General features: G+C 65.0%; 26 protein-coding genes. 19 read left to right on the forward strand and 7 right to left on the reverse strand.

Annotation, left to right across the window (positions count from 1 at the left end):
- Positions 1–391 precede the first annotated feature (391 nt).
- Positions 392–2068: an aromatic amino acid ammonia-lyase gene (locus tag J8I29_RS11895; RefSeq protein ID WP_348536007.1), complete on the forward strand. Its 1677-nt coding sequence runs from the start codon at positions 392–394 to the stop codon at positions 2066–2068.
- A gap of 223 nt (positions 2069–2291) precedes the next feature.
- Here J8I29_RS11895 and J8I29_RS11900 read toward each other — a convergent pair whose 3' ends face one another.
- Together J8I29_RS11900 and J8I29_RS11905 are read right to left on the reverse strand one after the other, a co-directional pair.
- Entirely contained in the window at positions 2292–3662 is a 1371-nt protein-coding gene (locus tag J8I29_RS11900; protein WP_209431794.1) for a glutamate--cysteine ligase, read from the reverse strand.
- 237 nt (positions 3663–3899) lie between these two features.
- On the reverse strand, positions 3900–4637 hold the full coding sequence (locus J8I29_RS11905; RefSeq protein WP_209431795.1) for a 16S rRNA (uracil(1498)-N(3))-methyltransferase: 738 nt from the start codon (positions 4635–4637) through the stop codon (positions 3900–3902).
- A gap of 222 nt (positions 4638–4859) precedes the next feature.
- On the opposite strand from J8I29_RS11905, the gene J8I29_RS11910 reads away from it, so the two are divergent.
- Both J8I29_RS11910 and ubiA read left to right on the forward strand, forming a co-directional pair.
- A complete protein-coding gene (locus tag J8I29_RS11910) occupies positions 4860–5324 on the forward strand; it encodes a hypothetical protein (protein ID WP_105862453.1) in 465 nt (154 codons plus the stop codon).
- Positions 5325–5339: 15 nt separating this feature from the next.
- A complete protein-coding gene (gene ubiA, locus J8I29_RS11915; protein WP_209431796.1) occupies positions 5340–6302 on the forward strand; it encodes a 4-hydroxybenzoate octaprenyltransferase in 963 nt (320 codons plus the stop codon).
- A gap of 5 nt (positions 6303–6307) precedes the next feature.
- On the opposite strand, the gene J8I29_RS11920 is transcribed toward ubiA, so the two are convergent.
- Positions 6308–7207 (reverse strand): LysR family transcriptional regulator, encoded by a 900-nt coding sequence (locus tag J8I29_RS11920; RefSeq protein ID WP_209431797.1) that lies wholly within the window; start codon positions 7205–7207, stop codon positions 6308–6310.
- Between the two features lie 103 nt (positions 7208–7310).
- On the opposite strand from J8I29_RS11920, the gene J8I29_RS11925 reads away from it, so the two are divergent.
- On the forward strand, positions 7311–8300 hold the full coding sequence (locus tag J8I29_RS11925; protein ID WP_209431798.1) for a zinc-dependent alcohol dehydrogenase family protein: 990 nt from the start codon (positions 7311–7313) through the stop codon (positions 8298–8300).
- 67 nt (positions 8301–8367) lie between these two features.
- Here J8I29_RS11925 and J8I29_RS11930 read toward each other — a convergent pair whose 3' ends face one another.
- Together J8I29_RS11930 and J8I29_RS11935 are read right to left on the reverse strand one after the other, a co-directional pair.
- A complete protein-coding gene (locus J8I29_RS11930; protein WP_105862449.1) occupies positions 8368–8739 on the reverse strand; it encodes a VOC family protein in 372 nt (123 codons plus the stop codon).
- The gene (locus tag J8I29_RS11935; RefSeq protein ID WP_209431799.1) at positions 8736–9563 is read right to left on the reverse strand and encodes a ChuX/HutX family heme-like substrate-binding protein; all 828 of its coding nucleotides are present in this window, start codon (positions 9561–9563) and stop codon (positions 8736–8738) included. The genes J8I29_RS11930 and J8I29_RS11935 overlap by 4 nt, the downstream gene beginning before the upstream one ends.
- A 297-nt stretch (positions 9564–9860) precedes the next feature.
- Between J8I29_RS11935 and J8I29_RS11940 the strand changes: the two genes are divergently transcribed.
- Genes J8I29_RS11940 through J8I29_RS11980 form a run of 9 tightly spaced genes read left to right on the forward strand, consistent with a single transcriptional unit; the run spans position 9861 to position 17687 of the window.
- On the forward strand, positions 9861–11987 hold the full coding sequence (locus J8I29_RS11940; RefSeq protein WP_245196890.1) for a TonB-dependent hemoglobin/transferrin/lactoferrin family receptor: 2127 nt from the start codon (positions 9861–9863) through the stop codon (positions 11985–11987).
- Between the two features lie 10 nt (positions 11988–11997).
- Positions 11998–12870 (forward strand): ABC transporter substrate-binding protein, encoded by an 873-nt coding sequence (locus J8I29_RS11945; RefSeq protein ID WP_209431800.1) that lies wholly within the window; start codon positions 11998–12000, stop codon positions 12868–12870.
- A gap of 4 nt (positions 12871–12874) precedes the next feature.
- Positions 12875–13930, forward strand: a complete 1056-nt coding sequence (locus tag J8I29_RS11950) for an iron ABC transporter permease (RefSeq protein WP_209431801.1) — start codon at positions 12875–12877, stop codon at positions 13928–13930.
- Entirely contained in the window at positions 13927–14757 is an 831-nt protein-coding gene (locus J8I29_RS11955; RefSeq protein WP_209431802.1) for an ATP-binding cassette domain-containing protein, read from the forward strand. The genes J8I29_RS11950 and J8I29_RS11955 overlap by 4 nt, the downstream gene beginning before the upstream one ends.
- Complete coding sequence (locus tag J8I29_RS11960) at positions 14754–15182, forward strand: hypothetical protein (protein ID WP_209431803.1); 429 nt, start codon at positions 14754–14756, stop codon at positions 15180–15182. The genes J8I29_RS11955 and J8I29_RS11960 overlap by 4 nt, the downstream gene beginning before the upstream one ends.
- Before the next feature lie 44 nt (positions 15183–15226).
- Positions 15227–15895 carry a MotA/TolQ/ExbB proton channel family protein gene (locus J8I29_RS11965; protein WP_245196891.1) on the forward strand — a complete coding sequence of 223 codons (669 nt, stop codon included), beginning with the start codon at positions 15227–15229 and terminating at the stop codon, positions 15893–15895.
- Positions 15892–16353: an ExbD/TolR family protein gene (locus J8I29_RS11970; protein WP_209431804.1), complete on the forward strand. Its 462-nt coding sequence runs from the start codon at positions 15892–15894 to the stop codon at positions 16351–16353. Before J8I29_RS11965 ends, J8I29_RS11970 begins: the two co-directional genes overlap by 4 nt.
- Positions 16350–17330: an energy transducer TonB gene (locus tag J8I29_RS11975; protein ID WP_209431805.1), complete on the forward strand. Its 981-nt coding sequence runs from the start codon at positions 16350–16352 to the stop codon at positions 17328–17330. Before J8I29_RS11970 ends, J8I29_RS11975 begins: the two co-directional genes overlap by 4 nt.
- A gap of 21 nt (positions 17331–17351) precedes the next feature.
- Positions 17352–17687, forward strand: coding sequence for an antibiotic biosynthesis monooxygenase (locus J8I29_RS11980; RefSeq protein ID WP_105862441.1), 336 nt, complete (start codon positions 17352–17354; stop codon positions 17685–17687).
- A 385-nt stretch (positions 17688–18072) separates the two neighbouring features.
- On the opposite strand, the gene J8I29_RS11985 is transcribed toward J8I29_RS11980, so the two are convergent.
- Positions 18073–18915, reverse strand: a complete 843-nt coding sequence (locus J8I29_RS11985) for a helix-turn-helix transcriptional regulator (protein WP_209431806.1) — start codon at positions 18913–18915, stop codon at positions 18073–18075.
- Positions 18912–19277 carry a nuclear transport factor 2 family protein gene (locus tag J8I29_RS11990; protein WP_209431807.1) on the reverse strand — a complete coding sequence of 122 codons (366 nt, stop codon included), beginning with the start codon at positions 19275–19277 and terminating at the stop codon, positions 18912–18914. The genes J8I29_RS11985 and J8I29_RS11990 overlap by 4 nt, the downstream gene beginning before the upstream one ends.
- Before the next feature lie 246 nt (positions 19278–19523).
- Here J8I29_RS11990 and J8I29_RS11995 point away from each other — a divergent pair, with 246 nt between their 5' ends.
- The 6 genes from J8I29_RS11995 (at position 19524) to lpxK (ending at position 24309) form a co-directional block, all read left to right on the forward strand.
- Complete coding sequence (locus J8I29_RS11995; protein ID WP_209431808.1) at positions 19524–20042, forward strand: GNAT family N-acetyltransferase; 519 nt, start codon at positions 19524–19526, stop codon at positions 20040–20042.
- 104 nt (positions 20043–20146) lie between these two features.
- Positions 20147–20938, forward strand: a complete 792-nt coding sequence (locus J8I29_RS12000; protein ID WP_209431809.1) for a 3'(2'),5'-bisphosphate nucleotidase CysQ — start codon at positions 20147–20149, stop codon at positions 20936–20938.
- A gap of 118 nt (positions 20939–21056) precedes the next feature.
- Positions 21057–21302 (forward strand): DUF4170 domain-containing protein, encoded by a 246-nt coding sequence (locus J8I29_RS12005; RefSeq protein ID WP_209431810.1) that lies wholly within the window; start codon positions 21057–21059, stop codon positions 21300–21302.
- Between the two features lie 6 nt (positions 21303–21308).
- A complete protein-coding gene (locus J8I29_RS12010; RefSeq protein WP_105862437.1) occupies positions 21309–22013 on the forward strand; it encodes a lysophospholipid acyltransferase family protein in 705 nt (234 codons plus the stop codon).
- Positions 22010–23290, forward strand: coding sequence for a 3-deoxy-D-manno-octulosonic acid transferase (locus J8I29_RS12015; RefSeq protein ID WP_209431811.1), 1281 nt, complete (start codon positions 22010–22012; stop codon positions 23288–23290). Before J8I29_RS12010 ends, J8I29_RS12015 begins: the two co-directional genes overlap by 4 nt.
- The gene (gene lpxK, locus J8I29_RS12020) at positions 23287–24309 is read left to right on the forward strand and encodes a tetraacyldisaccharide 4'-kinase (protein ID WP_245196892.1); all 1023 of its coding nucleotides are present in this window, start codon (positions 23287–23289) and stop codon (positions 24307–24309) included. Before J8I29_RS12015 ends, lpxK begins: the two co-directional genes overlap by 4 nt.
- The last annotated feature ends 143 nt before the right edge of the window (positions 24310–24452 follow it).

The raw sequence follows: 24452 nt of genomic DNA on the forward strand, positions 1-24452 counted from the left end.
TCGGTCCAATCAAGCTCACGAATGGAAATCATCGCGCCGGTTGATGGTTGCGGGTGCGACGTTCGTCCCCGGTCCTCAATCATCGGCTCGGAAGAAACCGCCATCCGGCGGTGGAGCCTGTACCAGATGAATTTTAGCCTCGCGTGATTGACAAAGTTCAGTAAGAATTTTTTACTTATATGAATATTTATTTCTAATCAGTGAAGTATCGAATGGGATTTTTCGTTAACTGATAGGAGAAATGTGTATGTCGAGGCGTGATACGTATCAAATCCGCATATTTCTGACTGTCGTAGCTTTCACTTTCCTGTTTTCTTTGGCGCCGCAGGCGATAGCGTTTGAAGAGAGCGCCAAATACCAGCCGATCAATGAAACCCAGGCCGAACGGACCGTGACGCTGACGGGACGCGATCTCACCTACCAGCAGGTTGTCGAGATCGCCCGCAACGGTGCCAAGGTCGAGCTCAGCCCCGAAGCACGTCGGCGTTCGGCCGATGCCTATGGTCTTCTGCTGCAGGGCGCTGCCGAGAACGTCACCATCTACTGGTTCAATCGCGGCGCCGGGGATCAGCGGGAGACGGTGATCTTCTCGGGCGATCCCACCACGCCGGAGAACTCAAGGCTCCTGAAGGACCAGCAGCTCGCGCGCTTCAAGAACGGCGTCAGGGGCGGCTATGGGCCGGAGATCCGGGAAGAGGCCTTGGTGCGGGCGATCATGGCCATTCGTGCCAACACGATGTCGTACGAAGCGGCCAGTCCGCCTTTGACGCAGATCCTCATCGACATGCTGAACAAGCGCGTCACACCCGTCGTGCAGTCGCGCGGCACCCTGGGCGAGGGCGATCTGAACACCCTCGGCAATATCGGGGCCGCGATGGTCGGGGAAGGGGACGCCTATTACCGCGGCGTCAGGATGCCCGCCTCCCAGGCTCTCGCCCAGGCCGGTATCAAGCCTCTCGAACCTTTTGCCGCAGACGAGGCGGCTTTGATCAGCACCAATGCCTATGCGCAGGCGCAGGCGGTTCTGCTGCTGGAGGACTCCCGGAGGTTGCTGGAGTGGGCCGATCTCACCTACGCGATGGACCTGCTGGGCATGAACTCCAGCGTGACGCCGATTTCCGCCCCGGTCCAGTCGATGCGTCCCTATGACTGGCTCACCTGGAATGCCGCCCGCATCATGGAGATGATCAAGGGCAGCTATCTTTTCGACGACGATGCCGCGCGCATCATTCAGGATCCGGAAAGCATGCGGGCTTCGAGCCAGCGACAAGGGTCGGCCTGGCAGGCCTGGGCGGACCTCAGGGATTCCGTCAGTCTTTCCATCAATTCATCGGATCACAATCCGGCCACCATGCCGGGGCTCACGCCCGAAAGCTCCTGGGAGTTGAGCACGCCGCAATTCATGAAGTACCACGTCAAGGGCGGGAAGCTCAGCGGCGGCAAATCGGGTTACATCTTCTCCAACGCCAACTGGGATCCCTATCCGCTTGCCAATCAGGTCGAGGCGTTCACCATCGCCCTGACGAATATGGGCGTGGTGATCGCCCAACGGATCGAACGGTTCAAGAACCCCTTCTTCACCGTGGTCAAGCCGGCCGATGTCCTCAATGCCGAAATGCGCAAGAACGCGCCGACATTCGGCGGCTACCTGCCAACCGATCTGTGGCAGGAACTGGCCGAGATGGGCACGCCCGTCGCGCCGGCAGGCCAGGCCATCGTCGCGACGGTCGAGGACCTCCAGGCGCAGACCAGGATCAAGACCGAACGCGCCCGCAAGGCTGTCGACCTCTCCTTCGAACTGCTCGCGCATGACTTGCTGACCGCGAGCTACTGGATGGAAATCCGCAAGATCCAGAACCCTTCCCGCAATTTCGGCAAAGCGCCTTCCGAAGCGCTGGCGGCGCTGCGTCAGGTCGTGCCGTGGCAGCAGCCCGTGCAGGAGCGCCCCAAACGGCCGATTGGCATGGTGGTCTACGATTTCCTGCAGGCCAACCCGGCATCGAAATTCTATGCCGGCGGCCCGACGCCTCCGGAGGGCCGGCCACTGCCGAAGGCGGGGCTGCAATAGCCGACTGACGACGGGTGCTGCTCCGGGCAGTACCCGTTGTATCAGATCGCACGGAGTCTGACCTGTCATTCCCGTCCGACCGCCTTCGGCGGTGCCGGGACTGACAGCACCCCAGTTTGCATGCAGGTCCAATCACCCGACCTGCTATCATTTCGTAGCGCTACGAAGCGTAGTCCCCTGTGAAGGGCGGCATTTTGCCCGAACGGGTCCTTCGCCGGCTGGCTCAGTATGCCTTCTCGTCGAAGATCGGATCGATCTTGCCGTCCCATTCGCCGTGATAGCGGGCCAGCATCTCGTCGGCCGCGGTGAGGCCGCTCTCGACGACGTCGTCCAGACCGTCGAGGAAATGCTCCTCGTTGCGGCCTTCCCAATCCTCGATGTTGCGGATCTTGAGGCCGCGACGTGCGATGGCGAGAGCCCTGAGGGCGATGTCGCGGACGGTCTCGTTGCGGAAGGGCGTTTTCAGAGCCTGGCGGCTGACGCTGTCGCGCAAGGCCTGGCGTTCCGCCTCGTTCCAATCCTTCACCAGGTCCCAGGCCGCATCCAGCGTCTCGCTCGAATAAAGCAGGCCGACCCAGAAGGCCGAGAGCGCGGCGAGCTTACCGGTCGGCCCGGCATCGGCGCCGCGCATTTCCAGATAGCGCTTCAGCCGCACTTCCGGGAACAGCGTGCCGAGATGGTTGGCCCAATCCGACATGGTGGCGCGCTCGCCCGGCAATTGGGGTAGGGTGCCTGCCAGGAGATCGCGGAAAGAAGCGCCGGCCACGTCGTGATAGACGTCACCGCGCTTGACGAAATAGAGCGGTACGTCAAGGGCGTAGTCGACATAGCGCTCGAAGCCCATGCCGTCCTCGAAGGCGAAGGGCAGCATGCCGGTGCGGTCGAGGTCGGTGTGGCGCCAGACTTCCGAGCGCAGCGACAGGAAGCCGTTGGGCCGGCCGTGCAGGAAGGGCGAATTGGCGAAGATGGCGGTGGCGATCGGCTGCAAGGCGAGCGAGACGCGCAGTTTCTTCACCATGTCGGCTTCGGAGGAGAAGTCGAGATTCACCTGCACCGTCGAGGTCCGGTACATCATGTCGAGACCCATCACGCCGACTTTGGGCATGTAGTTCGTCATGATCTCATAGCGGCGCTTGGGCATGCGTGGTGTCTGTTCCCTCGTCCATACCGGCGACATGCCGAGGCCCAGGAAGCGGATGCCGAGCGGGGCGCCGATCTCGCGCACCTGGGCGAGATGGGCGTGGATCTCCGAACAGGTCTGGTGGATCGAGTTCAGGGGCGCGCCGGAGAGTTCGAACTGGCCGCCGGGTTCCAGCGAGATGGCGCCGCCGCCGGTGATGTCGAGCATGCCGATAATATGCTCGCCTTCCATGATGGGTTCCCAGCCGAGCATGGCCTGCATGCCCTCGAGCAGCGCCCGGATGCCGTTGGGACCTTCATAGGGAACCGGCTGATGCGTGACCGCCCGGAAGGGGAACTTCTCGTGCTCGGTGCCGATGCGGAATTGGGACGGTGGTTTGACGCCCTTTTCGATCCAGGCGACGAGTTCGTCGCGCGAGCCAATGGGGGTTGAATCGATTACGTCGCGGGCCATGCGGGCAGAACCTTACAAAACGGCCCGGACCATAGACAGTGCCATCCGGGAAAACAATCAGGCGCCGACACAAGATCGCGTCAAAAGTGTGAGCGGGCGCCAAACAAGGTGCGTGGATCTCCAGATCGGCATTTTAGGCGCAAGACGTTTGTCGAAAGAGGGTGCCGATCTGGAGATCCGCACACCGATGCCGCACCTATGCTGCGGGTCAAATATCCGTGAAGGCGCCTCGCACCCTCAGCGCCAGTCTCCGCGGGCGGCCTGCACGAGGGCGAGTGCCGCCACGGCCGCCGTGTCGGCCCGCAGGATGCGGGGGCCGAGCGAAAGGCGGGTGTGGGAGGCTATCCGGCCGATCGCGCTGCGCTCGGTATCGTCGAAGCCGCCTTCCGGACCGATCAGCACGGCGAGGGAGCCCTTGGGGACGGCGGCGAGCGCCTCGAGCGGGCTGGCGATCGCGGCGCTCTCGTCGCAAAAGATCAGATGCACATCGGGATCCCAGTGCTCGGCAAGGCGCATCAGGTTCTGCTCCGCCCTGATCTCAGGCACGGAAATCACGCCGCATTGCTCGGCCGCCTCGATGGCGTTTGCCCGCATGCGCTCGAGATTGACCCGGGAAACCTGGGTGCGGCGGGTGATCACCGGCTCGATGGTGCCGACGCCCATCTCCACCGCCTTCTGCACCATATAGTCGAGCCTTGCATGCTTGAGAGGCGCGAACAGCCAGCGCAGCGTCGGCATCGGGGTCTGGGCCCGGGTCTGCTCCTCGACCTCCAGGCCGATGCGCTTGCCTTCATGCGTGACGGCGGCAGCGAACTCGCCATCCGTACCGTTGAAGACCAGGATGCGGGCGCCCGACTTCAGGCGCAGGACATTGCCCAAATAGTTCTGCTGCGTCTTGTCGAGCGCAACGCTCTGTCCTTCGCCGAGCGGCGCATCGACGAAAAGCCGGACGGAAAGAAAATCATAGGCGGCCATGTACCGGGTCTTTTTTCTCGAGAGCAAAGCGCGTCCGGGCATGAACGCTCATTTGCTGCAATTCTTTGTTTCGAAGCGTCATTGCGGTTGCTGCCGTCACGTTCGAATTACAAAACACACCGCAAAAACAGGGGGCGGATACGCCATCAAGCCGCCCCGAACTTGCGAGATCAATAGTTCCTCTGTATCGAGAGTGTCACCACCAATCTTGCGGATGTCCTCATGTTGCGTCTCGTTTCGATTTCCCTCGTCGCCGGCACCTTGCTGGCCGCAGCGCCGGTCGCAGCGCAGGAGTCGGCTCCGATCGGCAATCAGTTCTGCAACAAGGACCTGCAGCCGATGATCGATCGCCGGACGAAGATCGCGACCAATTTGCAGGCGATCAACAAGCGCGGGCGGCCCAAGACCTTCGAGCAGGCCAAGAAGACATTCAACGAGTTCTGCGGTAGCCTCTCTTCCTATATCGAGAATGACAAGAAGATGTTGGACTACATGCAGTCCAACAAGGAATTCTGCTCGATCACGGACGAGAACATCAAGCAGATCACGGCCGACCTGACCCAGACCCAGAAGACCAAGGCCAAGATCTGCTCGCATCCGCCGCGCCAGCAGGTTGCACCGCAGCCGGGTCGTGGCGGCGGCGGGCCCGCTGCGCCCAAGCCGCCCGTCAATCTGCGCCTGCAGTAAGGGGAGATCGCCGGCATGGGGCTGCTATCCACCGAGGCTGGTCCGACCGGGCTGGCGAACAAGGTGGCCGACGCGCCTTCCGGCAACTGGGTCGACCGCCACGCGCCGTCCGCCTGGCGGCCTTTTCTGCGCCTTTCTCGCGCCGACCGTCCGATCGGCGGCTGGCTCCTGATGTGGCCCTGCTGGTGGTCGGCGGCCCTGGCTGCCCTCCATCATGGCGCCGTCGGCCAGACGCTCTGGCATCTGGCCTTGTTCCTCAGCGGCGCCTTCATCATGCGTGGCGCCGGCTGCACGCTCAACGATCTCGTGGACAGGGACATTGACGACAAGGTCGAGCGCACGCGCTCGCGGCCGATCCCGTCGGGACAGGTCACCGCCCTTGCCGCCACGGTCTGGCTGGCGGCCCAGGCCCTGGCTGGCCTCGTCATCCTGCTGCAGTTCAATCGTTTCGCCGTGCTGCTGGGCATTTCCTCGCTGGCGGTGGTGGCCATCTACCCCTTCATGAAGCGGATCACTTCCTGGCCGCAAGCCGTTCTCGGCCTTGCCTTTTCCTGGGGCGCATTGATGGGCTGGGCGGGCGCTGCCGCTGGGCTGGCCCTGCCGGCCCTGCTGCTGTTTGCCGGATCGGTGCTGTGGGTGATCGCCTATGACACCATCTATGCCTGCCAGGACAAGGAAGACGATGCGATCGTCGGCGTACGCTCGACGGCGCTGCTGTTCGGCGACAAGGCGCGCGGCGCGGTCGGTGCCTTCTACGCCGGTGCTGTCCTCCTGATCGGGCTCGCCCTGGCTGCCAACGGTGCCGGCCTCCTCTCCTATCTCGGCCTTGCCGGCTTTGCTTTCCACCTCGCCCAGCAGGTCGTGCGCTTCGATCATCGCGACGGCGCCCTGTGTCTGGTCCTCTTCCGCTCCAACCGCGATGCCGGCGCCATTCTGTTTGCGGGGCTGATGGCGGATTGCCTCTGGCGCTGGCTCTGAAGTCGTCAGGCCATCATCGCCGGCAGGGCTGCTGCCAGGGCATCGACCGTCACGCGCACCTTCAGCGGCAGATGCGGCGTTTCAAGCCATAACGCGTAGGCATCATAGAGATAGTCCGGCTGATCCGGCAGGAGCTTGACTAGGGCGCCGGCCTGGAGCTGTTCGCGGACCAGCCAGGAGGGGAGCCAGGCCAGCCCCATGCCGGCCGCCGCCGTGTCGGCGATGGCGGCGAGATCGTCCAGCCGTAAGCGTCCATTCGGCATGAACTCCCGCGTCTGTCCTTGCGCGGCGGGGAAAAGCCAGGGGCGAATCCGGCCCGAGCGGCGATAGATGATGCAGGGGTGTCCGGCGAGGTCGTCGAGCTGTGCCGGCGTGCCTTGATCGGCCAGGTAGCTTGGGGCGGCGCACAGGATCATGCGCTGGCGCGCGATGCGCCGCGCGATGATGCCGGCCCTGTCGTCGAGGGGGCCGGTGCGGATCGCCAGGTCGCAGCCGTTCTCGGCAAGATCGATGATGGGATCGCCGAGCGAGAGATCGAATTCGAGGGCGGGATGCTGCCGCGCAAGCTCGATCAGGACCGGCATGATGCAGTGGCGCCCGAACAAAGCGGGCATGGCGATGCGCAGCCTGCCCCGCGGCTCGGATAATTGGTCCGCCGCGAGGGCGTCCGCGGCCTCGGCTTCGGCGAGCACGATACGGCATCGCTCATAATAGGCCCGACCGAATTCCGTCAGGCTCTGGCGGCGAGTGGTCCGGTTGAGCAGGCGGCCGCCCAGGCGCTCTTCCAGGAAGCGGACATGCTTGCCCACCATCGGCGCCGACAAATCGAGGGCGGCGGCTGCCGCCGCGAAGGAGCCGAGATCGACGGCCCTGACGAAGACGGCCATGCTCGCGAGGCGATCCATAATTCCGAACCAATGGTTTCTTCTGCACTGCCAGAACTGTCATTTATCGCGAAAAATCGCCGATGCATAACTCATTCAGTTCAATTGATTAGGAGTTATGTCGATGTCCCGAATCGTTCGTTTCCATCGCCATGGCGGCCCGGAAGTGCTGCACATCGAGGAAGCAGAGCTTCCGCTGCCGGGCCGGGGCGAGATCCGCATCCAGGTCAAGGCACTGGGGCTGAACCGCGCGGAGGCCTTGCTGCGCCAGGGCAACTATATCGAGACGCCGAGCCTGCCCTCGGGGCTCGGCCTGGAGGCTGCGGGCGTAGTCGAAAGCATCGGCGCCGGCGTCGGTGGCTTCTCGCTTGGCGATGCCGTCAGCATCATCCCGCCCCAATCGATGGCGCGCTGGCCTGCCTATGGCGAGTTGGCGACCTTTCCCGCTGAACTTGTCGTCAAGCACCCGCCGTCGCTCGGCTGGGCCGATGCCGCGGCGCTCTGGATGCCATATCTCACGGCCTATGGTGCGCTGATCGACATTGCCGGGATCCAGCCGGGGGATTTCGTCGCGATCACGGCTGCCTCGAGCAGCGTGGGACTGGCGGCGATCCAGATCGCCAATCATCTCGGCGCCCGGCCGATCGCGATCACCCGGCGCTCCGCCAAGCGACAGGCCCTGCGGGACCATGGCGCCGGTGATGTCATTGCTGCCGAGGAGGAGGATGTCGAAACACGCCTGAGGGCGATCGCGGGCCCGAAGGCGGTGCGCGTGGTGTTCGACGCGATCGGCGGCCCGCTCTTCGTACCGCTCATGGCCGCCATGGCCCGTGGCGGCCTACTGATCGAATATGGCGGCCTCAGCAGCGAGCCGACCCCTTTTCCGCTGTTCACCGTATTGAGCAAGAGCCTGACGCTGCGCGGCTATCTCGTTCACGAGATCACGGGCAACCCAGCCCGCCTCGACGCCGCCAAGACATTCATTCTCGACGGGGTACGAATAGGCGCGCTCCGTCCCGCGATCGCCCGGACCTTTGCCTTCGACGATATCGTCGAGGCCCACCGCTTCCTGGAGAGCAACCAGCAGTTCGGCAAGGTCGTGGTGACGGTGTAAGCAATGTGCCCCGGCTCCGTTCGGAGCGTGGTCCGAACCGGAACCGGGGATGCCGCCTGTCGGAGGCTCAGTGTTCCTGCAATTGCTCGGCGAAGCGGATCAGGTTGCCGTGGCAATCCGTGATCGAAAATTCGCGGGTTCCCCAGGGCTTGGCCTCGAGGTGCCCCTTGCGGTGCACGATGTTGAGCGCGTTGAAATGCTCGTAGAGCGCTGCGATGCCGGTGACTTCCAGCCAGCAGCTGGTGGCCTGCGGTACCCGGCGGTTGCCCGTCAGCCAGAAGCTGACGCGCACGCCGTCGCGATGCAGGAGCAGGAAGGAAATGTCGCTGTGCAACACTTCGAAGCCGAGCCTCTGGTAGAACTGCGTGGTCTCCTCGAAGCTGAGCGAGGCGAGGGTGGGGATGGCGCCGGTGAGGCGCGCAGTCACGGCCTGGTTCATGAGGTCACCACCTTCTGCAGGATGCCACGCCAGGCCGCCAGCTGATCCGCCGTCGCGCCGGTATCGGCCTGCAGCCGCGCGGCCTCGCCGCCCGAGGCGAGGTGCAGAACCAGGCTCGGCCTGTCGCCGGGCTCGATGCTGCCGCCCGACAGAGGCTTTTCGTTGAGGTGCCAGTCGAAGCCGGGATCGAGCACGTTGAGCCAGGGTCCCATCCTGACGATCCGCACCAGCGGCCCGCAATGGCTCTGCCTGACGCCGTGATTGGCGACTTCCAGCCTGACCGGAATGGCCTCGGCAGCCGCGGCTTCCAGCAGAGCTTGAAGACCTACCGGGGCGCCGGCCGGAGCGGGATCCGCCGCTGTTGCGGCAGGACGCGAGAAGGAAATGGGCTGCACGTCCTCCGGCCAGGCAAGGTCGGCCAGCAGCCGCTCGAAAGCGGCATGATCGGCCTTGTCGCGCGCATAGATCTTCCAGAGCGCACCGCCCGCTGCATCGAACAACTGGATGCTGCGCAACGGCCCCTTGGGGTTGGCATCCTCCACATAGAAAGCGTGCGCGACCGATGATGGTATCAAGGTAAGGTCAAATCCCGGGCCGTTGAAACGAATCTCGCCATCGGAGCTGGTTGCGGTTGGGAAGGCCACATCTTTCTCGTGTACGGCCGACTCATTGCGGATGAGCGACATCACGGTACCCAGATGTGGCAGGGCAGCGCAGAGCGCGTCGATCCGGACAGACAGGCGCTTCACGCCATCGCCGATCCGGGTCTCCAGCAGGGCAGCTTCCGAAACCCCCAATTGCGCCGCGGCATCGCGAATGCGCAATCCGGACTGACTTTCCCGGAGAGCTTGCCACCGTTGTTTTAACTCGCTCATTTCCCTTCTTTCCTTCGGTTCTGATCCGCGCAAAATAGAAAAGTTCAAAACTAGGCATCAAAAGGAATTATGCAGTTTAGAATAAAGAAAAACTGCGCAAATTATGCTAATAAAATCAAGCATTAATTCCTTGACACGTCCTGTTTGCTGCCGCAAATCGCTCAAAATTGTATGAAACGGCGTCTGCTTCTACAAGATAAATTATCTGCAGCGCAGTTTTGAATAATTATACGTTGCGGAGCCGAGATGGTCAGGTCGAATTACATGCGCAGTCGCAGCCTTGCGACGGTAGCTGCTCTTGCCTTGCTGGCGGGAAGCGTGACGCTGGCGCGCGCCCAGCAGGCACCGGCGGGCCAGGCTGCCGCGGCCGACGAGCCGGTGGTGCTCGATACGGTGACGGTGACCGCGACCAAGACCTCGGAGAAGCTGATCGACACGCTGGGCGGCGTCAGCCAGATCACCCAGGCGGAGATCGACCGGGCCCAGCCTGCTTCGGTTTCAGACCTGCTGAAGACGGTGCCGGGCGTCGCCACCCAGGTGAGCTCGAACGATCCGATGCAGTCGATCAATATTCGCGGCCTGCAGGATTTCGGGCGCGTCAACGTCCTGGTCGACGGCGCACGGCAGGACTATCAGATCACCGGCCACAATGCGCAGGGCAGCTTCTATCTCGAGCCTGAGTTCATCAACAATATCGACATCGTGCGCGGCCCGATCTCCAATCTCTATGGTTCGGGCGCCATTGGCGGCGTGGCCTCCTTCACCACCCGCGGGATCGACTCCATCCTCACCCCCGACCAGAACTGGGGCGTGGAGCAGAAAGTCGGCGTATCCTCCAATGGCCTCGGCGCCTTCACCTCGACCTCGGCCGGCATGCGCTTCGGCACGGTCGCCGACATTTACGGCCAGTTCATCTATCGCGGTGCCGGCGATTATCGCGACGGCAACAATGATCGCGTCACCTATACCGGCAAGAACAATTTCGGCGGCCTTCTCAAGTTCAACTATCATCCGGGCGACGGCCAGACCGTCAGCCTGAGTGCGATGAGCCAGAAGTTCGATTTCGACAACAACAATACCAGCCGCGGCAATTCACGCTGGCGCAACGACGTGGTCACCTCGACCTTCACGGCCGGCTACAAATTCGAGAGCCCCGATAATCCGCTGATCAATTTCAACGCCAAGGTCTATTACTCGGAAACCGAGAATGAAAAGACGATCATCGTTCCCGGGACCTATGCCAGCCTAGGCGTGCAGCCGGGCGACAAGCTTTCCGACAAGGTCGGGACGTTCGGCTTCGACATCTACAATACGTCGCGCTTCTCGACGGGGTCCTTCGACCACGCCCTGACCTATGGCGTCGATGCCGCCTTCGACCGCGTCGAGACACGGGACGGCGCCGGTGGCTTCGTTACAGCCTTCACCCCATCGGGCACGAGACGTCTTCTCGGCGCCTATGTCCAGGACGAGGTTCGCTACGGCGACTGGCTCCGAGTGGTTGGAGGCCTGCGCTACGATCACTACCAGCTGGAAGGCGGCAAATACGAGTCCGACGGCAGTCATCTGTCGCCCAAGATCACCATCGGCGTAACGCCGATCAAGGGCATGGAACTCTACGGCACCTACGCCGAAGGCTATCGTTCGCCTTCGATCAGCGAAACGCTCATGGACGGCATCCATCCCATCCCGTCCTTCCCGATCAAGCCCAACCCGAACCTGCGGCCGGAAGTCGGCCACACCTTCGAGATCGGCGTGAACACCAAGTATGACAATGTCTTCCGGGATGGCGATACCTTCCGCGCCAAGCTGAACGGCTTCGTCAACAATGTCGACGATTATATCGACATCGTCGCCGGGGCGCCCTATGTGCCGGGCTTTCCAGGTATTCCACCTTTCCTCTGCAACGTTCCCAACCCGAATCCGCAGATCTGCTTCCCCACGCAGCAATATCAGAACATCGCCAAGGCTCGCCTGATGGGTGTCGAGCTCGAGGCGGCCTATGACTGGGGCGGCGGCTTCGTATCGGTCGCCGGATCGCATACCAACGGCAAGAATCGGGTCACCGACCAGCCACTGAACTCGGTAGCACCGAACAAGATCAGCGGCACCGTGGGCCTGCGCTTCCTGGATGACCGTCTGACCATCGGTTCGCGCGTCACCCTGGTCGGTGCGACGTCCCGCAAGGTGACCGAGCCGAGCGGTGGCTACGGCCTAGTCGACGTCTTCGCCAGCTACAGATACAGCGACAATGTCAGCGCCAGCTTGGCGGTCGATAACATCTTCGACCGCCGCTACAAGGCGTTCCTCAATTCCGACTATTCCACGGGTCTGGCGGCGAAGTTCGCGCTCACCGTCAAGCTCGCGGGCAAGTGAGGAGGCGATGATGGGAACGTCCGAACTCAATCGCCGTGGTGTCCTGGTCGGCGCACTCGCCTTGCTGGCCCTGCCGACCGTGGCGCGCGCCGAAGGCGTCCAGCGTGTGGTCTGTGCCGGCGCGGATGTCACCGAGATCGTGGCAAGGCTGGCCGGCGCCTCGGTCATCCAGGGCGTCGACACCACCTCCAAGGCGCCGCCCGAGGTGACCAAACTGGCGTCCATCGGCTATCTCAGGCAGATCTCTGTGGAAGGCATCCTTTCCCTCAAGCCGGACATCCTGATCGCCAATCGCGATCTCGGACCGCCGACCGCAGTCGAGCAGTTGCGCAGTACGGGGCTGCGTATCGAGATCGTCTCCTTCCCCCTGAACGGGGAGGGCATGGCCGCCAAGATCAAGCATGTCGGCGCCCTGCTCGGGCGCGAGAAGGAGGCCGAAGCGCTGGCCGGCACGGTGAGCGGCACCATGGTCGATGTCGCCAGGCGCCTCGACGGCATCACCAGCCACCCCAGGATCGGCTTCATCCGTTCCATCGACGGGGGCACGCCGATGGCAGGCGGCAAGATGGGACTGGTCGATGCCACCTATGCCCTGGCCGGCGGCGCCAATGCCTTCGGCGACTTCCCCTTGTTCAAGCCTGTGTCGCGCGAGGTGCTCGCCGCCACGCCGCCGGATTTCATCCTGGCCGACAGCGCGGTCGTCTCCAACACCGGCGGCGCGGCGGTCTTTCTTGAGCAATTGGGGTTGAGCTCGGCCTTTGCGGGCCGGCCCGACCGGCTGGTCGAGACTGACCTTTCCACACTGTTCAGTTTCGGGCCGTCGGCGGCCACGCAGATCCAGTCGCTGGCGCGGCGCCTGCATCCGGACCGGTTCTCGGGGTAGGGCGATGAGTCTGGTGCAAGCCACACCGCGAGGCCTTTCCCAAGCTCTTTCGCCGCGCCGGCGGGAGGCCTTGGTGCAGGCCGGCCTGGCGCTGCTGCTCGCAGCCGCCCTGGCGATGGGCCTCAGCTTCGGCGGCGTGCGCATTCCGGTCTCGACCTGGTTCTCAACGGCGACCGGAAGCTGGGACCTCTATTCGGGCATCCTGGTCAATATCCGCCTGCCGCGCGTGCTGCTGGGTGCGCTGGTCGGGGCGGGGCTGGCCATGTCCGGTGCCGGCATGCAGGCCCTTTTCCGCAATCCCCTGGCCGATCCCGGCCTAACGGGGGCGGCGTCCGGCGGCATCCTCGCTGTGGTCGCCGGCATCGTCTTGCTGGAACATGTCGGCGGCACCGGCGGTCTCGGCAGCTATGCGTTGCCGGTCGCGGCAGCGGCAGCCTGCGGCCTGACCACGGTGATCACCTACCGCATTGCGCGCGACCGTGATGGCCATGTCAGCATCGCCAATCTCCTGCTGGCCGGCATCGGCATCAACGCCCTGGCCATGGCCGTGATCGGCCTGTTCATCACCATCGCCGACGACACCCAGCTCCGCTCGATCCAGTTCTGGATGATGGGGTCGCTCTCGGGCGCGAACTGGGTCGCCGTGCTGGCGGCGGGCGCGGCGCTCGGGATTGCGGCGGTGCTGATGGCCCGGCAGGCCCGCGGGCTCGACGCCTTCACGCTCGGCGAAAGCGAAGCCTTTCTTTCCGGCGTCGACACCGTCCATCTCAAGCGCATGGTGATCGCGGCGACGGCCCTGGCGATCGGCGCGGCCGTCGCCTTCACCGGCCTGATCGGCTTCGTCGGCCTGATCGCGCCCCATTGCGTGCGCCTGCTGGGCGGGCAGCGCTACCGTTTCGTGCTGCCGGCCTCGGCCCTGCTGGGCGCTGCCCTGGTGGTGCTGGCCGATACGGTGGCCCGCGTCGCGATCACGCCGGCCGAGCTGCCGATCGGCCTCGTCACCAGTCTGATCGGCGGGCCGATCTTCATCGCCATTCTGAAGAAGGCCCAGCGCGCATGAGCCTTGAGGTCGGCAATCTCCAAACCGGCAATCTTCAGGTCCGCGGCCTCACGGTCGAGCGCAACGGCCGCCCGGTGCTGCACGAGGTCTCGTTCGCGGCCCAAGCCGGCCGCGTTCTCATCGTGATGGGGCCGAACGGCGCCGGCAAGACGACCTTGCTCGCCGCCATCAGCGGCGCCATCAAGACGGCCCAAGGCGGGATCGAGTTCGGCGGGGCTCCGCTCACCGGTCTGCGCCCGGCAGCGATGGCGGCCCAGCGCGCCTATATGGCGCAGCATTTCGATTGTCCCTTTGCCTATAGCGTCGAGGATATCGTGGCCCTCGGCCGGCTCTGCCATGCCGGCACGCCGCGCGCCGCGCGGGACAAGGCGGCAATTGCGGCGGCGCTTGCCGGTGCCGATCTCGCATCCCTGGCCCGCCGTCCCGTCACCATGCTCTCCGGCGGCGAACGCCAGCGCGTGGCCTTCGCCAAGGCCGCGGCACAGATCTTCGACCGCAGCATGGCGGGCGAGCCGCATCTCGTCATCCTGGACGAACCGGTCTCCAGCCTCGACCCCGAACACCAGCACCGCCTGCTCGGCCAGGCCCGGCAACTGGCGAAACAGGGCGCGACCGTGGTGGTCACCCTGCATGATCTGACGCTGGCTTCGATCTATGGCGACGATGCGCTGGTGCTCGATCGCGGCCGCATAGCGGCGCAGGGCGTCATGGCCGAAACCCTTACCCCTTCCCTCATCGAGCGTGTCTTCAAGGTGCGCGTGGGTACCGCCATCCCGGATGGCGGCCCCCGCATCGTGCACGCCGTTCCACAGGACCAAGCCGCATGATGAAATTGTCCCGCTTCGCCGCCGTTCTCGCCGTATTGGCGCCTGTTCTGGCGCCCCTGCCGGCCCTGGCCGCCGATGTGTCGATCGACCTCAACAAGCTCGAGACCCAGAACGGCAATTGCCGGCTGACCATGGTGCTGGTGAACGGGCGGACGGAAGCGGTGCAGAGCCTGCGCGCCGATCTGGTGATGTTCGGTGCGGACGGGGTGGTCGCCAAGCGTCTGGCCGTCGATCTCGCCCCGATTCCGGCCAGCAAGACCATTGTGAAGGCCTTCGATGTCGCCGGGCTCGCCTGCGAGGGCATCGGCAGCATCCTGCTCAACGACGTGCCGACCTGCCAGTTCGCCAATGGCAAGGCAGGGGCTCCTTCCTGCCTCGAGGCAGTCAGCGTCAGTTCGAAGGCGGGCCCCAAATTCTTCAAGTGAGAATGCCCGCCCGTCCGTGTCCCAGCGAGTAAAGTGAGAGCGCCATGACCGAAACCGCCACGCATTTTTCCTTCGCGAATATGCTGCTCAACGCCGATCCGGTGGTGAAGGCCGTCATGCTGATTCTCGTATTGTCCTCGGTGCTGTCCTGGGGGCTGGGCTTCGAGACGGTGCGACGCCAGGCCAGGCTCCGCCGGCTGCTGCGGGCCGCCACCAGCCGGGGCCTTGCCGCTGCGCCTGCCGTGAACGCGGCGCTGCTGGTTCAGGGGCAGCAATCGGCGGCGCTCTCGGTACCCGGCGAGACCGGCGGCGAATATCGGGCGCGCATCGAGCGGGCGATGCGCGAGGCCGCCGGCGGCCTGGTCGGTGCCAGCGATGCTGGCCTGTCGATCCTTGCCACCATCGCTGCAGTGACGCCCTTCATCGGCCTGTTCGGCACGGTCTGGGGCGTGATGAACTCCTTCTCTGCCATCGCCGGTGCCAACGATACCTCGCTGGCCACCGTGGCGCCGGGCATTGCCGAGGCTCTGTTCACCACGGCGCTCGGCCTGGTTGCGGCGATCCCGGCCCTCATCGCCTATAACCGCCTGTCCCAGGGCATGGCCGGCCTCGGCCGCCTGTTCGAGCACATCCTGCGCCATGAAGCCGAAGTGATGGCGTCGCGTCGCGGCACGCCGGTCAAGGCCGCCGATTTCAGGGAGGCGGCAGAATGAGCTTCTCCCTCCAGGAACCCGAAGGCAGCGAGGCGTCCTGGGCGCCCAAGGCTGTCTCCGACATCAACGTCACCCCGTTCGTCGACGTCATGCTGGTGCTGCTCATCGTCTTCATGGTGACGGCGCCCATGCTGGCAGCTGGCGTCAAGGTCGACCTGCCCAAGGCGAGTGGCGTGGCGGCGATGTCGCCGACCAAGGAGCCGCTGGTGGTTTCGATCAAGGCGGACGGCTCCCTCTATATCGGGCAGGAAGCCCGCAGCGGTGAGGCTTTCGACACCGATATCCGTGCCCGTCTCGCCGCCGATCCCAAGGTGATGGCCCATATCCGCGCCGATGCCAGCGTGCCCTATGAGAAGGTGCTGGATCTGATGGCCGCTCTCAGCCGCAACGGCGTCAGCCAGCTTGCCTTCATCGGCAAGGCCGACAATGCGGCGCCCAAACCGACGTCCAAGCCATGACGGCGACGGGCATCTTCAGGGACTGGCGCATCGCGATGATCGCGGGAGCGGCGCTCCTGCATCTGACGGCCTTCGCCGGTGCCTGGGTGATGGTGCCGCATGACGGGGTTGAGACGCGCCTGGACCGCCCGATGGAAGCATCGCTGATGCCGGCGCCTTCGAATGACATGGTCAACAATGACAGCGCCGAGATCGCCAAGGAAGTCACAACGCTCAACGAACAAGGCGAGACGGCTCCCGAAGATACGGCCGAGATTGTGCCGCCGGATGCCGTGATGGCTGAGATGGTGGCTCCCCCGCCTCAACCCGATGTCGTTCCGCCGGAACAGACCCCCTCGCAGGATCCGGTCGACACGCCCACTGTGCCTATGCCGCAGCAATTGGCAACACTCGCCCCGGAAATCGTCACGACGACCAGTCCGGATGTCGTTACCCGTGCGCCCGTCATTGTTCCTGCGACGGAGCCCGCCAAGATCGCTCCCCTCCGGCCTGAGCCAGAAAAGCCGAAGCCTCTGAAGGCCGAAAAGCTCAAGCCGGTAAAGGATGTTCGCAAGAAATCGGAACCAGTGGTCAAACCGCAGCCCAATCAAAAGACATTGGCCAAGCTGGACGATAAGACGACGAAGGCGAAGATCCAACGGGGAGGCGAGGGAGCCATCTCGGATATCGGTGCCAGCAGCAATGCCGCGACAAGCGGGGCAACCAAGCAGGCCTATGGCGCGATCCTGGTCGCGCAGGCGCGTGCCCGAAAGCGCTATCCTGCAAGTGCCCAGGCGCGGGGGGCTACCGGTGAAGCCAAGGTTGGCTTCGTCGTGACCGGCCAGGGCACGATTGGAAACGTTCGGCTCGTGAAGAGTACCGGGGAACCGGACCTGGACGCTGCTGCTGTCGCAGTCATTCGCAGCCTATCGCCGCCGCCGCCGCCTGGCGGGCGCTTCAACACGATTCTGCCGATCAACTACACACGAGCCAAGTAAGTTCAACGAAAGGAAAGTCCCATGTTCATCGCCATGAATCGCTTCCAGGTGAAGAAGGAATCCACCGCGGATTTCGAGACCGTCTGGCGCGATCGCGAAGTGCATATCGACAAGCTGCCCGGCTTCGTCTCGTTCCACCTGCTGCGCGGTCCGGAGCGGGAGGACCATGTGCTGTATTCCTCGCATGTGGTCTGGCGCTCCAAGGCCGATTTCGAGGCCTGGACCCAGTCGGAGGCCTTCCGCCTGTCGCATCGCAATGCCGGCAAGGGCCCGGCGCTGACGCTCGGCCATCCCGTCTTCGAAGGCTTCGAAGTCCTGCAGACATTGGATGCGCCGGCTGAGAGCAAGGCAGCCTAAAGCGTTTTGCGATTTGGTGGTCACGCCAAGAATCGCAAAGATGCCTCGAACCAAAGAATGAGAGCAAGCAAGCGTCTAAACGCGCTTTGCTCTCGTCATCACGCGTTCCCCTCAGCGAGGGGAATGACGGGCGGGTTTCGGCCTCGTTCTCCCGGGAGAAGGCGACCTCCAGCTTCCGGGTGGGCGAGGGCGGGGACCCGCCCGTTTTCTATGCAAAGACAGAGATGTCTGGAACAGGTGTCCCTGCGAATAGATACTTACCTTCCGGGGCGGACGCGGGATTGGCGGGTCGATCTCCCGATCGACCGTCTTCGCCCTCTCTCACCCTCAGCGTTTCCAAAATGGTTGATCGGGAGATCGACCCTCCGATCTCGCACGCTCCCTCTCACAACGCTGCCCGCTTGAGAATCTCCGCCGTCTCGGCATTGGCGGGGTAGAAACATTCCAGCGCCAGTTCCGACAGGGTGATGTCGACCGGCGTGCCGAACACGGTGGTGGTCGAGAAGAAGGACATCAGGCCCTGCGGTGTCCTGAGCTCGAAAGGCACGACGATGCCGCCGAGGTCGGCGCGGGGCTTGGGGCGCGAGGCCGGCGCCGGATAGGCGGAAAGCTCTTCCAGGAGCCGGGCCAGGACCTCGTCGCCGCTGACGGCGATCTGTTGGCGCAGGCGTTCGAGCAGGTGGTCGCGCCATTCGGGCAGATTGGCGGTATGGGGCGCAAGGCCGCCGGGATGCAGGCCGAGGCGCAACACATTGACCGGCGGCTCCAGCAGGCTCTTGTCGGCAACCCCGACCAGCAAGGGTGCGACCGCCTTGTTGGCGGCGACCAGCGTCCAGTGGCGGTCGACGGCGAGGGCGGGATAGGGCTCGTGTCCCCCGATCACGAGGTCGATCGCCTCGCGGGCCGGGGCGAGGGCCGGATCGTCCAGCCCGCGCTCCTGATAGATGGGCGCATAGCCGGCCGCGAGCAGCAGGGCATTGCGCTCGCGCAGCGGCACTTCCAGCCTCTCGGCCAGATGCAGCACCATTTCGCGGCTCGGCTTGGAGCGGCCGCTTTCCATGAAACTGAGATGGCGCTGCGAGATTTCCGCCTCCAGCGCGAAATCGAGCTGGCTCATGCGGCGATGCTGGCGCCAGGCGCGCAGATGGTCGCCGATCCCCCGGGCGGCCCTCGCCTGTGGCGAGGCGCCCGGGCGACGGACGGTCTGGGCATTGCTGCGGACGCTCATGCCGCCGCCGGAACCTGGTCGAAGAAACCGCTGACCTGATGCAGACGCCCCTGGTCGAGCCGGGCGAAATCGGTGCCCTTGATCGGCCCGTCCGCGCCGGCCGGGCCGAACTGCCAGGAGAAACGGACATGGTCGCCATGGCCGTCCGCCTCGCCGATCAGGGAGAAGCGAAAATCGGGGAAGCGCTGCTGCACGGCGGCGATCAGGCCATCGATCTCGTCATGGCCCTGGCCGCGCATCAAGGGATCGACATAGAGGGCGTCATTCGTCCAGGAGGCGTCCAGCAGGGCGCGCCGGCGGGCCGGATCGGTCTCGTTCCAGGTGGCGATATAGATGCGGGCAATGGTGGCGGGTTCGGTCATCGACAGGGTCCTCTTGGCAAACCTGATCGCTTCAGGCCCGCTCAGCATGGCCGGGGGAAGGCGGCGTCTCAATTACGCGGGAGGTAATCACGGCGGCCTTCTTGGACGAATCTTTCCAAAGGCACATTATCGCCGTTGTCGATTGCCCGCATCGCCGGAAGACCTCAAATTGAGGCCAGCCTGGGTATATCGTCAGTCATGGTTCCCGCCCATCGGCAGGCCGTCATTTCGTGAGCGGAGAACAATGTGCCCCTCGACCCGCCGCCCGCCGGCCTTGCCAGCGAACGTCTCCTGCTCAGGCCCTTCGAAGCCGATGACGCCGATGAGATCTTCGCCTGCATCACGCCGAGCCTGACGCGATACATGGCCTGGGAACCGCTGCCGTCGCGCGAGGCCTTTGCCTCGGTCTGGCGCAGCTGGGGCACCCTCGCCGAGGTCGGCAGCGACTATATTTTCGTCATCCGCCGGCGGGACGGACTGTTTCTCGGCCTGGCGGGGCTGCATCGGGCCGGGAGCAGGACGCCCGAGCTCGGCATCTGGATCCGGGAAGACGAACATGGGCGAGGCTATGGCCGTGAGGCCGTCGGGGCGCTTGCCGACTGGGCGTCCGAGGATCCGGCCGTGCGCTATTTCGAATATCCGGTCGCAGAGGCGAATCTGGCGAGCCGCCGGATTGCCGAAGGCCTGGGCGGAATCCCGAAGGCGGAGCGGCGCGACAGGAAATATACCGCCGTGATTTATCACGTGCCCCGGCGAAGCAGGTAAGGCGGCTTGCCAGGCCAACTGCTCCGAACCCATGGTTCTCGCTTGCACGCGCTGGCCTGCTCGCCTAAATCCGAGCCATGATCGAGAAGGATGGGGCAGGGCGCATGGCCCGTGGGTTGAGTGCGGGCGAGGCGTTGTCTCTGCTGATCGAGGCTGTGAGGGAAGCGGGCGAGATCGGGCTCGGCTTTGCGCGCGAAGGAGCCCGGGTCTTCGACAAGGCCGACAAGTCGCCCGTTACCGAGGCAGATCTGGCCATCGATGCCCACCTGGCCAAGCGGCTGCGCCATGTTTCCAGCGCGATCGGCTGGCTGTCCGAAGAGGCTGCCGATACGGCCGAGCGCCTGGACAAGCAGCAGGTCTGGGTGGTCGATCCCATCGACGGCACGCGGGGTTTCATCGCCGGCAATGGCGAATGGGTGATCTCGGCTGCGCTGGTCGAGGCTGGGCGCCCGCTGGCAGGCGTGCTCTTGCGTCCCAGCAATGGCGATCTCTACACCGGGGCGCGCGGCCTGGGCGCCTTCAAGAACGGCGTCGCGCTGACGGCCAGCCAGGGACCCCTCGCTGCCACCCGCACCCTTGCCGGACCCAAGCCGATGTTCGATCTGGCGCAACGTAGCTTGCCGCGGGTGGCGCGGGCCTCGTCGATGTCCTCTTTGGCCTTGCGCATCGCCATGGTGGCGGAAGGCAGCGTCGACGGCGCTTTCGCTTCGGGGTCCTCGCACGATTGGGACATCGCGGCCGCCGACATCATTCTCGACGAAGCCGGCGGGCGCCTCACCACCGTGGCCGGCACGGAGATCGTCTATAACCGCCCCGACCCCGTGCATCGGCCGCTGGTGATGGCCGGGCGCGAACGCCAGGGCGATCTGGTTGCCCTGTTCGAGGGCATGAACTGATTTTAGAGCAAAATGACTTTTCTTCCGAATCGTCTTTTTCTCTAAGTCTTTGTTTTTAGCGCGCTTTCTTGATCGAAAGGCCTGTCGGCTTTTCTGGAAAACGCTATAGGAGTATGGGATGAGCGAACCTCAGAAACAATTGCTGCATCTGGTCTTCGGCGGCGAGCTGAACTCGATCGAAGGCGTGGAATTCAAGGATCTTCAGGGTCTCGACATCGTCGGCATCTACCCCAATTATGCCAGCGCCCAGGCCGCCTGGAAGGCCAAGGCCCAGGCCAGCGTCGACAACGCCCAGATGCGCTATTTCATCGTGCATCTGCACCGTCTGCTCGATCCGACGACCGACACGACGAAACGCTCGTAATCCTGCATGATCAAGAATATCGGCCGATCCCGCTTCGTGCAGAAGGCCATCGGCGAAGGCCTCGCCGCGTGGCTGAAGCTCGTGCACGGCACCAGCCGCTTTGCCGACAGCCCGGCCGATCTCTACGCGCCTATTCGCGATCAATATCCCTATATCGTGGCGATGTGGCACGGGCAGCATTTCCTGGTGCCCTTCATGCGCCGCGAGGGGCATGAGTTCCGCATCCTGATCTCGCGCCACGGCGATGGCGAGATCAATGCGGTTGCGGTGACGCGTCTGGGGCTCGGCCTGGTGCGCGGCTCGGGCGGCAGGCCCCAGCGCCAGCACCACAAGGGGGGCCCGGCGGCCCTGCGCGAGCTGGTGGCAACGCTGAAGGGCGGCCAGTCTGTGGGGGTGACGGCGGATGTGCCGCGCACCGGCGGCGTGGCCGGGCTCGGCATCGTTACGCTGGCGCGGCTGTCGGGACGGCCGATCGTGCCGGTCGCGGTGGCGACGTCCAACATGATCCAGCTCTCCACCTGGGACAAGGCCGTGATCAACCTGCCGTTTTCGCGCGGCGCCTTCGTGGTCGGCGATCTCGTGCATGTGCCGGAGGACGCCGACAAGACGCTGATGGAGGCAAAGCGCCTGGAGGTGGAGAGTGCCCTCGATGCGGCGCATCGCACCGCCTATGCCATGGTCGGGCGGACCTTCGTGAAGGCGGGCACGTGAGCGTAGCGCTTCCCCTCAGCCTCAAGGCCTACCGGCTGGCGACGAGCTGCTTTCGCCCGTTCGCCGGCCTGCTGCTGGACAAGCGCCAGCGCCGCGGCAAGGAGGACGCTTCGCGCCGGCCCGAGCGCCTCGGCATTGCCGGCCGGCCTCGGCCCGAGGGGCGCCTGGCCTGGCTGCACGGCGCCAGTGTCGGGGAGGCCATCACGCTGCTTCCGCTGGCGACGCGCCTGGCCGGCGAAGGCTATCGCATCCTGATGACGACCGGCACCGTCACCTCGGCGGCCCTGATGGCCGAGCGCTTGCCGGCCGGGGCGATCCATCAGTTCGTGCCACTCGACATTCCCTCCTATGTCGGGCGTTTTCTCGATCACTGGCGGCCCGATCTCGTCTGTTTCCTGGAATCGGAACTCTGGCCGGTGATGATCGCTGAGATCAAGGCGGCCGGTATCCCTCTGGCCCTCGTCAATGGGCGGATGTCGCCGCGTTCCTTCGCGCGCTGGTGCCGCGTGCCGCGCACCAGCGCGGCCCTGCTGGGGCGCTTCGACCTCATCGCCGCGCAGAGCGAGGATGACGGCCGGCGCTTCGCCAGCCTCGGGGCGCCGCGCGTCGTCGTCACCGGCAATCTGAAATTCGACGCGCCGCTGCCGCCTGCCGATCCGGGCGTGCTGGAAGGCTTGCGGCAGGCGGTGGCAGGCCGCCCGCTCTGGCTTGCGGCGGTGACGCATGAGGGCGAGGAGGCGCTCGCCGGCGAGGTGCATGCCGCGCAGAAGGAACGTTTTGCCGGCCTGCTGACGCTGATCGTGCCGCGCCATCCCGAGCGCGGCGAGGCGATCGCTGCTGCCTTGCGGGAAAGGGGACTGAGCGTCGCCCTTCGCTCGCGGGGCATCGCCCTGGAAGCACGGCACGACGTCTATGTTGCCGACACGGTCGGCGAAATGGGCGTGTTCTATCGCCTTGCCCGCATCGTCTTCATGGGCAAGTCGCTGCTCGGCAAGGGGGGGCAGAACCCGATCGAGCCGGTCAAGCTCGGCGCGGCCGTGCTGCACGGGCCGGAAGTCCAGAACTTCGTCGAGGCCTATGGCGCGCTCGACGGTATGGGCGGCGCCGTAGTGGTGCATGGCGCGGCCGAGTTGTCCGATGCCGTCGCGCGGCTGCTGGACGAACCCGCGGAAGTCGATCGTCTCGCCGAGGGGGGTGCCAGGGCGATCGCGACGCTGACCGGAGCGCTGGAGCGCACGCTCACTGCCCTGCTGCCGCTCGGGGCGAGGCGGCCATGAGCCTCAAGCCGCGCATCAGCTTGAAGGCGCCGGCCTTCTGGTACCGGCCGCGTGGCTGGCTGGCCCGCCTGCTCGCGCCGTTGGCCCGTCTCTATGGCGGCAAGGTCGCCGCGCGCATGCGCCAGCCGGGCAGCCGGGCCGGCGTTCCCGTGGTCTGCATCGGCAATTTCACGCTAGGCGGCGCCGGCAAGACACCGTTGGCGCTGGCGGTCGCCGATATCCTGATCGCGGCGGGCCAGCGCCCGGCCTTCCTCACCCGCGGCTATGGCGGCAGCGAAAAGGGCCCGCTGGTGGTGAAACCCGATGACGCCGCCGACAAGGTGGGCGACGAGGCCCTGCTGCTGGCCCGCAAGGCTCTGACGGTGAAGTCCGTCGACCGGCCTGCCGGGGCGGCCCTTGCAATCGAGCAGGGTGCCAGCATCATCATCATGGATGACGGCTTCCAGAATCCCTCCCTCGACAAGGATTGCTCGATCATCGCCGTCGACGGCGAGACGGGCATCGGCAACGGCCTTGCCTTTCCCGCCGGCCCGTTGCGAGCCGATATCCATGACCAGATCGGCTTTGCCTCGGCGGTGGTGGTGATCGGGCCGGGCGATGCCGGCACCGCGGTCTACGATTTCGCCCGCGGCTCGAGCATTGCCGTCTTCCGGGCCCGTATCGGCCTCGATCCGCAGGCCCCGTCGCTGCGCGGCAAGCGGGTGCTGGCCTTCGCCGGCATCGGCCGTCCAGAGAAATTCTTCAAGACCCTGGCGGATATGGGGGCCATCATCGCCGCGACGGAGGTCTTCGCCGACCACCATGCCTTCAGCGAGGAGGAGGCGGCTCGGATAGCGGCGCGGGCGCAGGCGGCCAAGCTCCTACCCGTGACCACCACCAAGGACATGACCCGCCTCACGGGAGGGCCGGCGCGCATCGGCCTTGCCTCGATCAGCCAGACGGTGCCGATCCGGCTTTCCTTCGACGACGAGGGCGCGATGCATGATTTCCTGGTGAACCGCTTCCGCCTGGCGGGGTGAGCGCTGCGGCTGGGACCGCGGACGACAGCCACATTGAATTTCGTTCAATGTGGCGGCCACGTCCGCATCTTCCTTTCCGACAGGCGGCGCGTTTCCAAAAGCGGACGGGGCGTCCGCGGTCCCAGCCGCGGTGCTTCCTGCGC

The organism is Labrys sp. LIt4 (assembly GCF_017813775.1).
In the GTDB taxonomy this organism is placed as follows: domain Bacteria; phylum Pseudomonadota; class Alphaproteobacteria; order Rhizobiales; family Labraceae; genus Labrys; species Labrys okinawensis_A.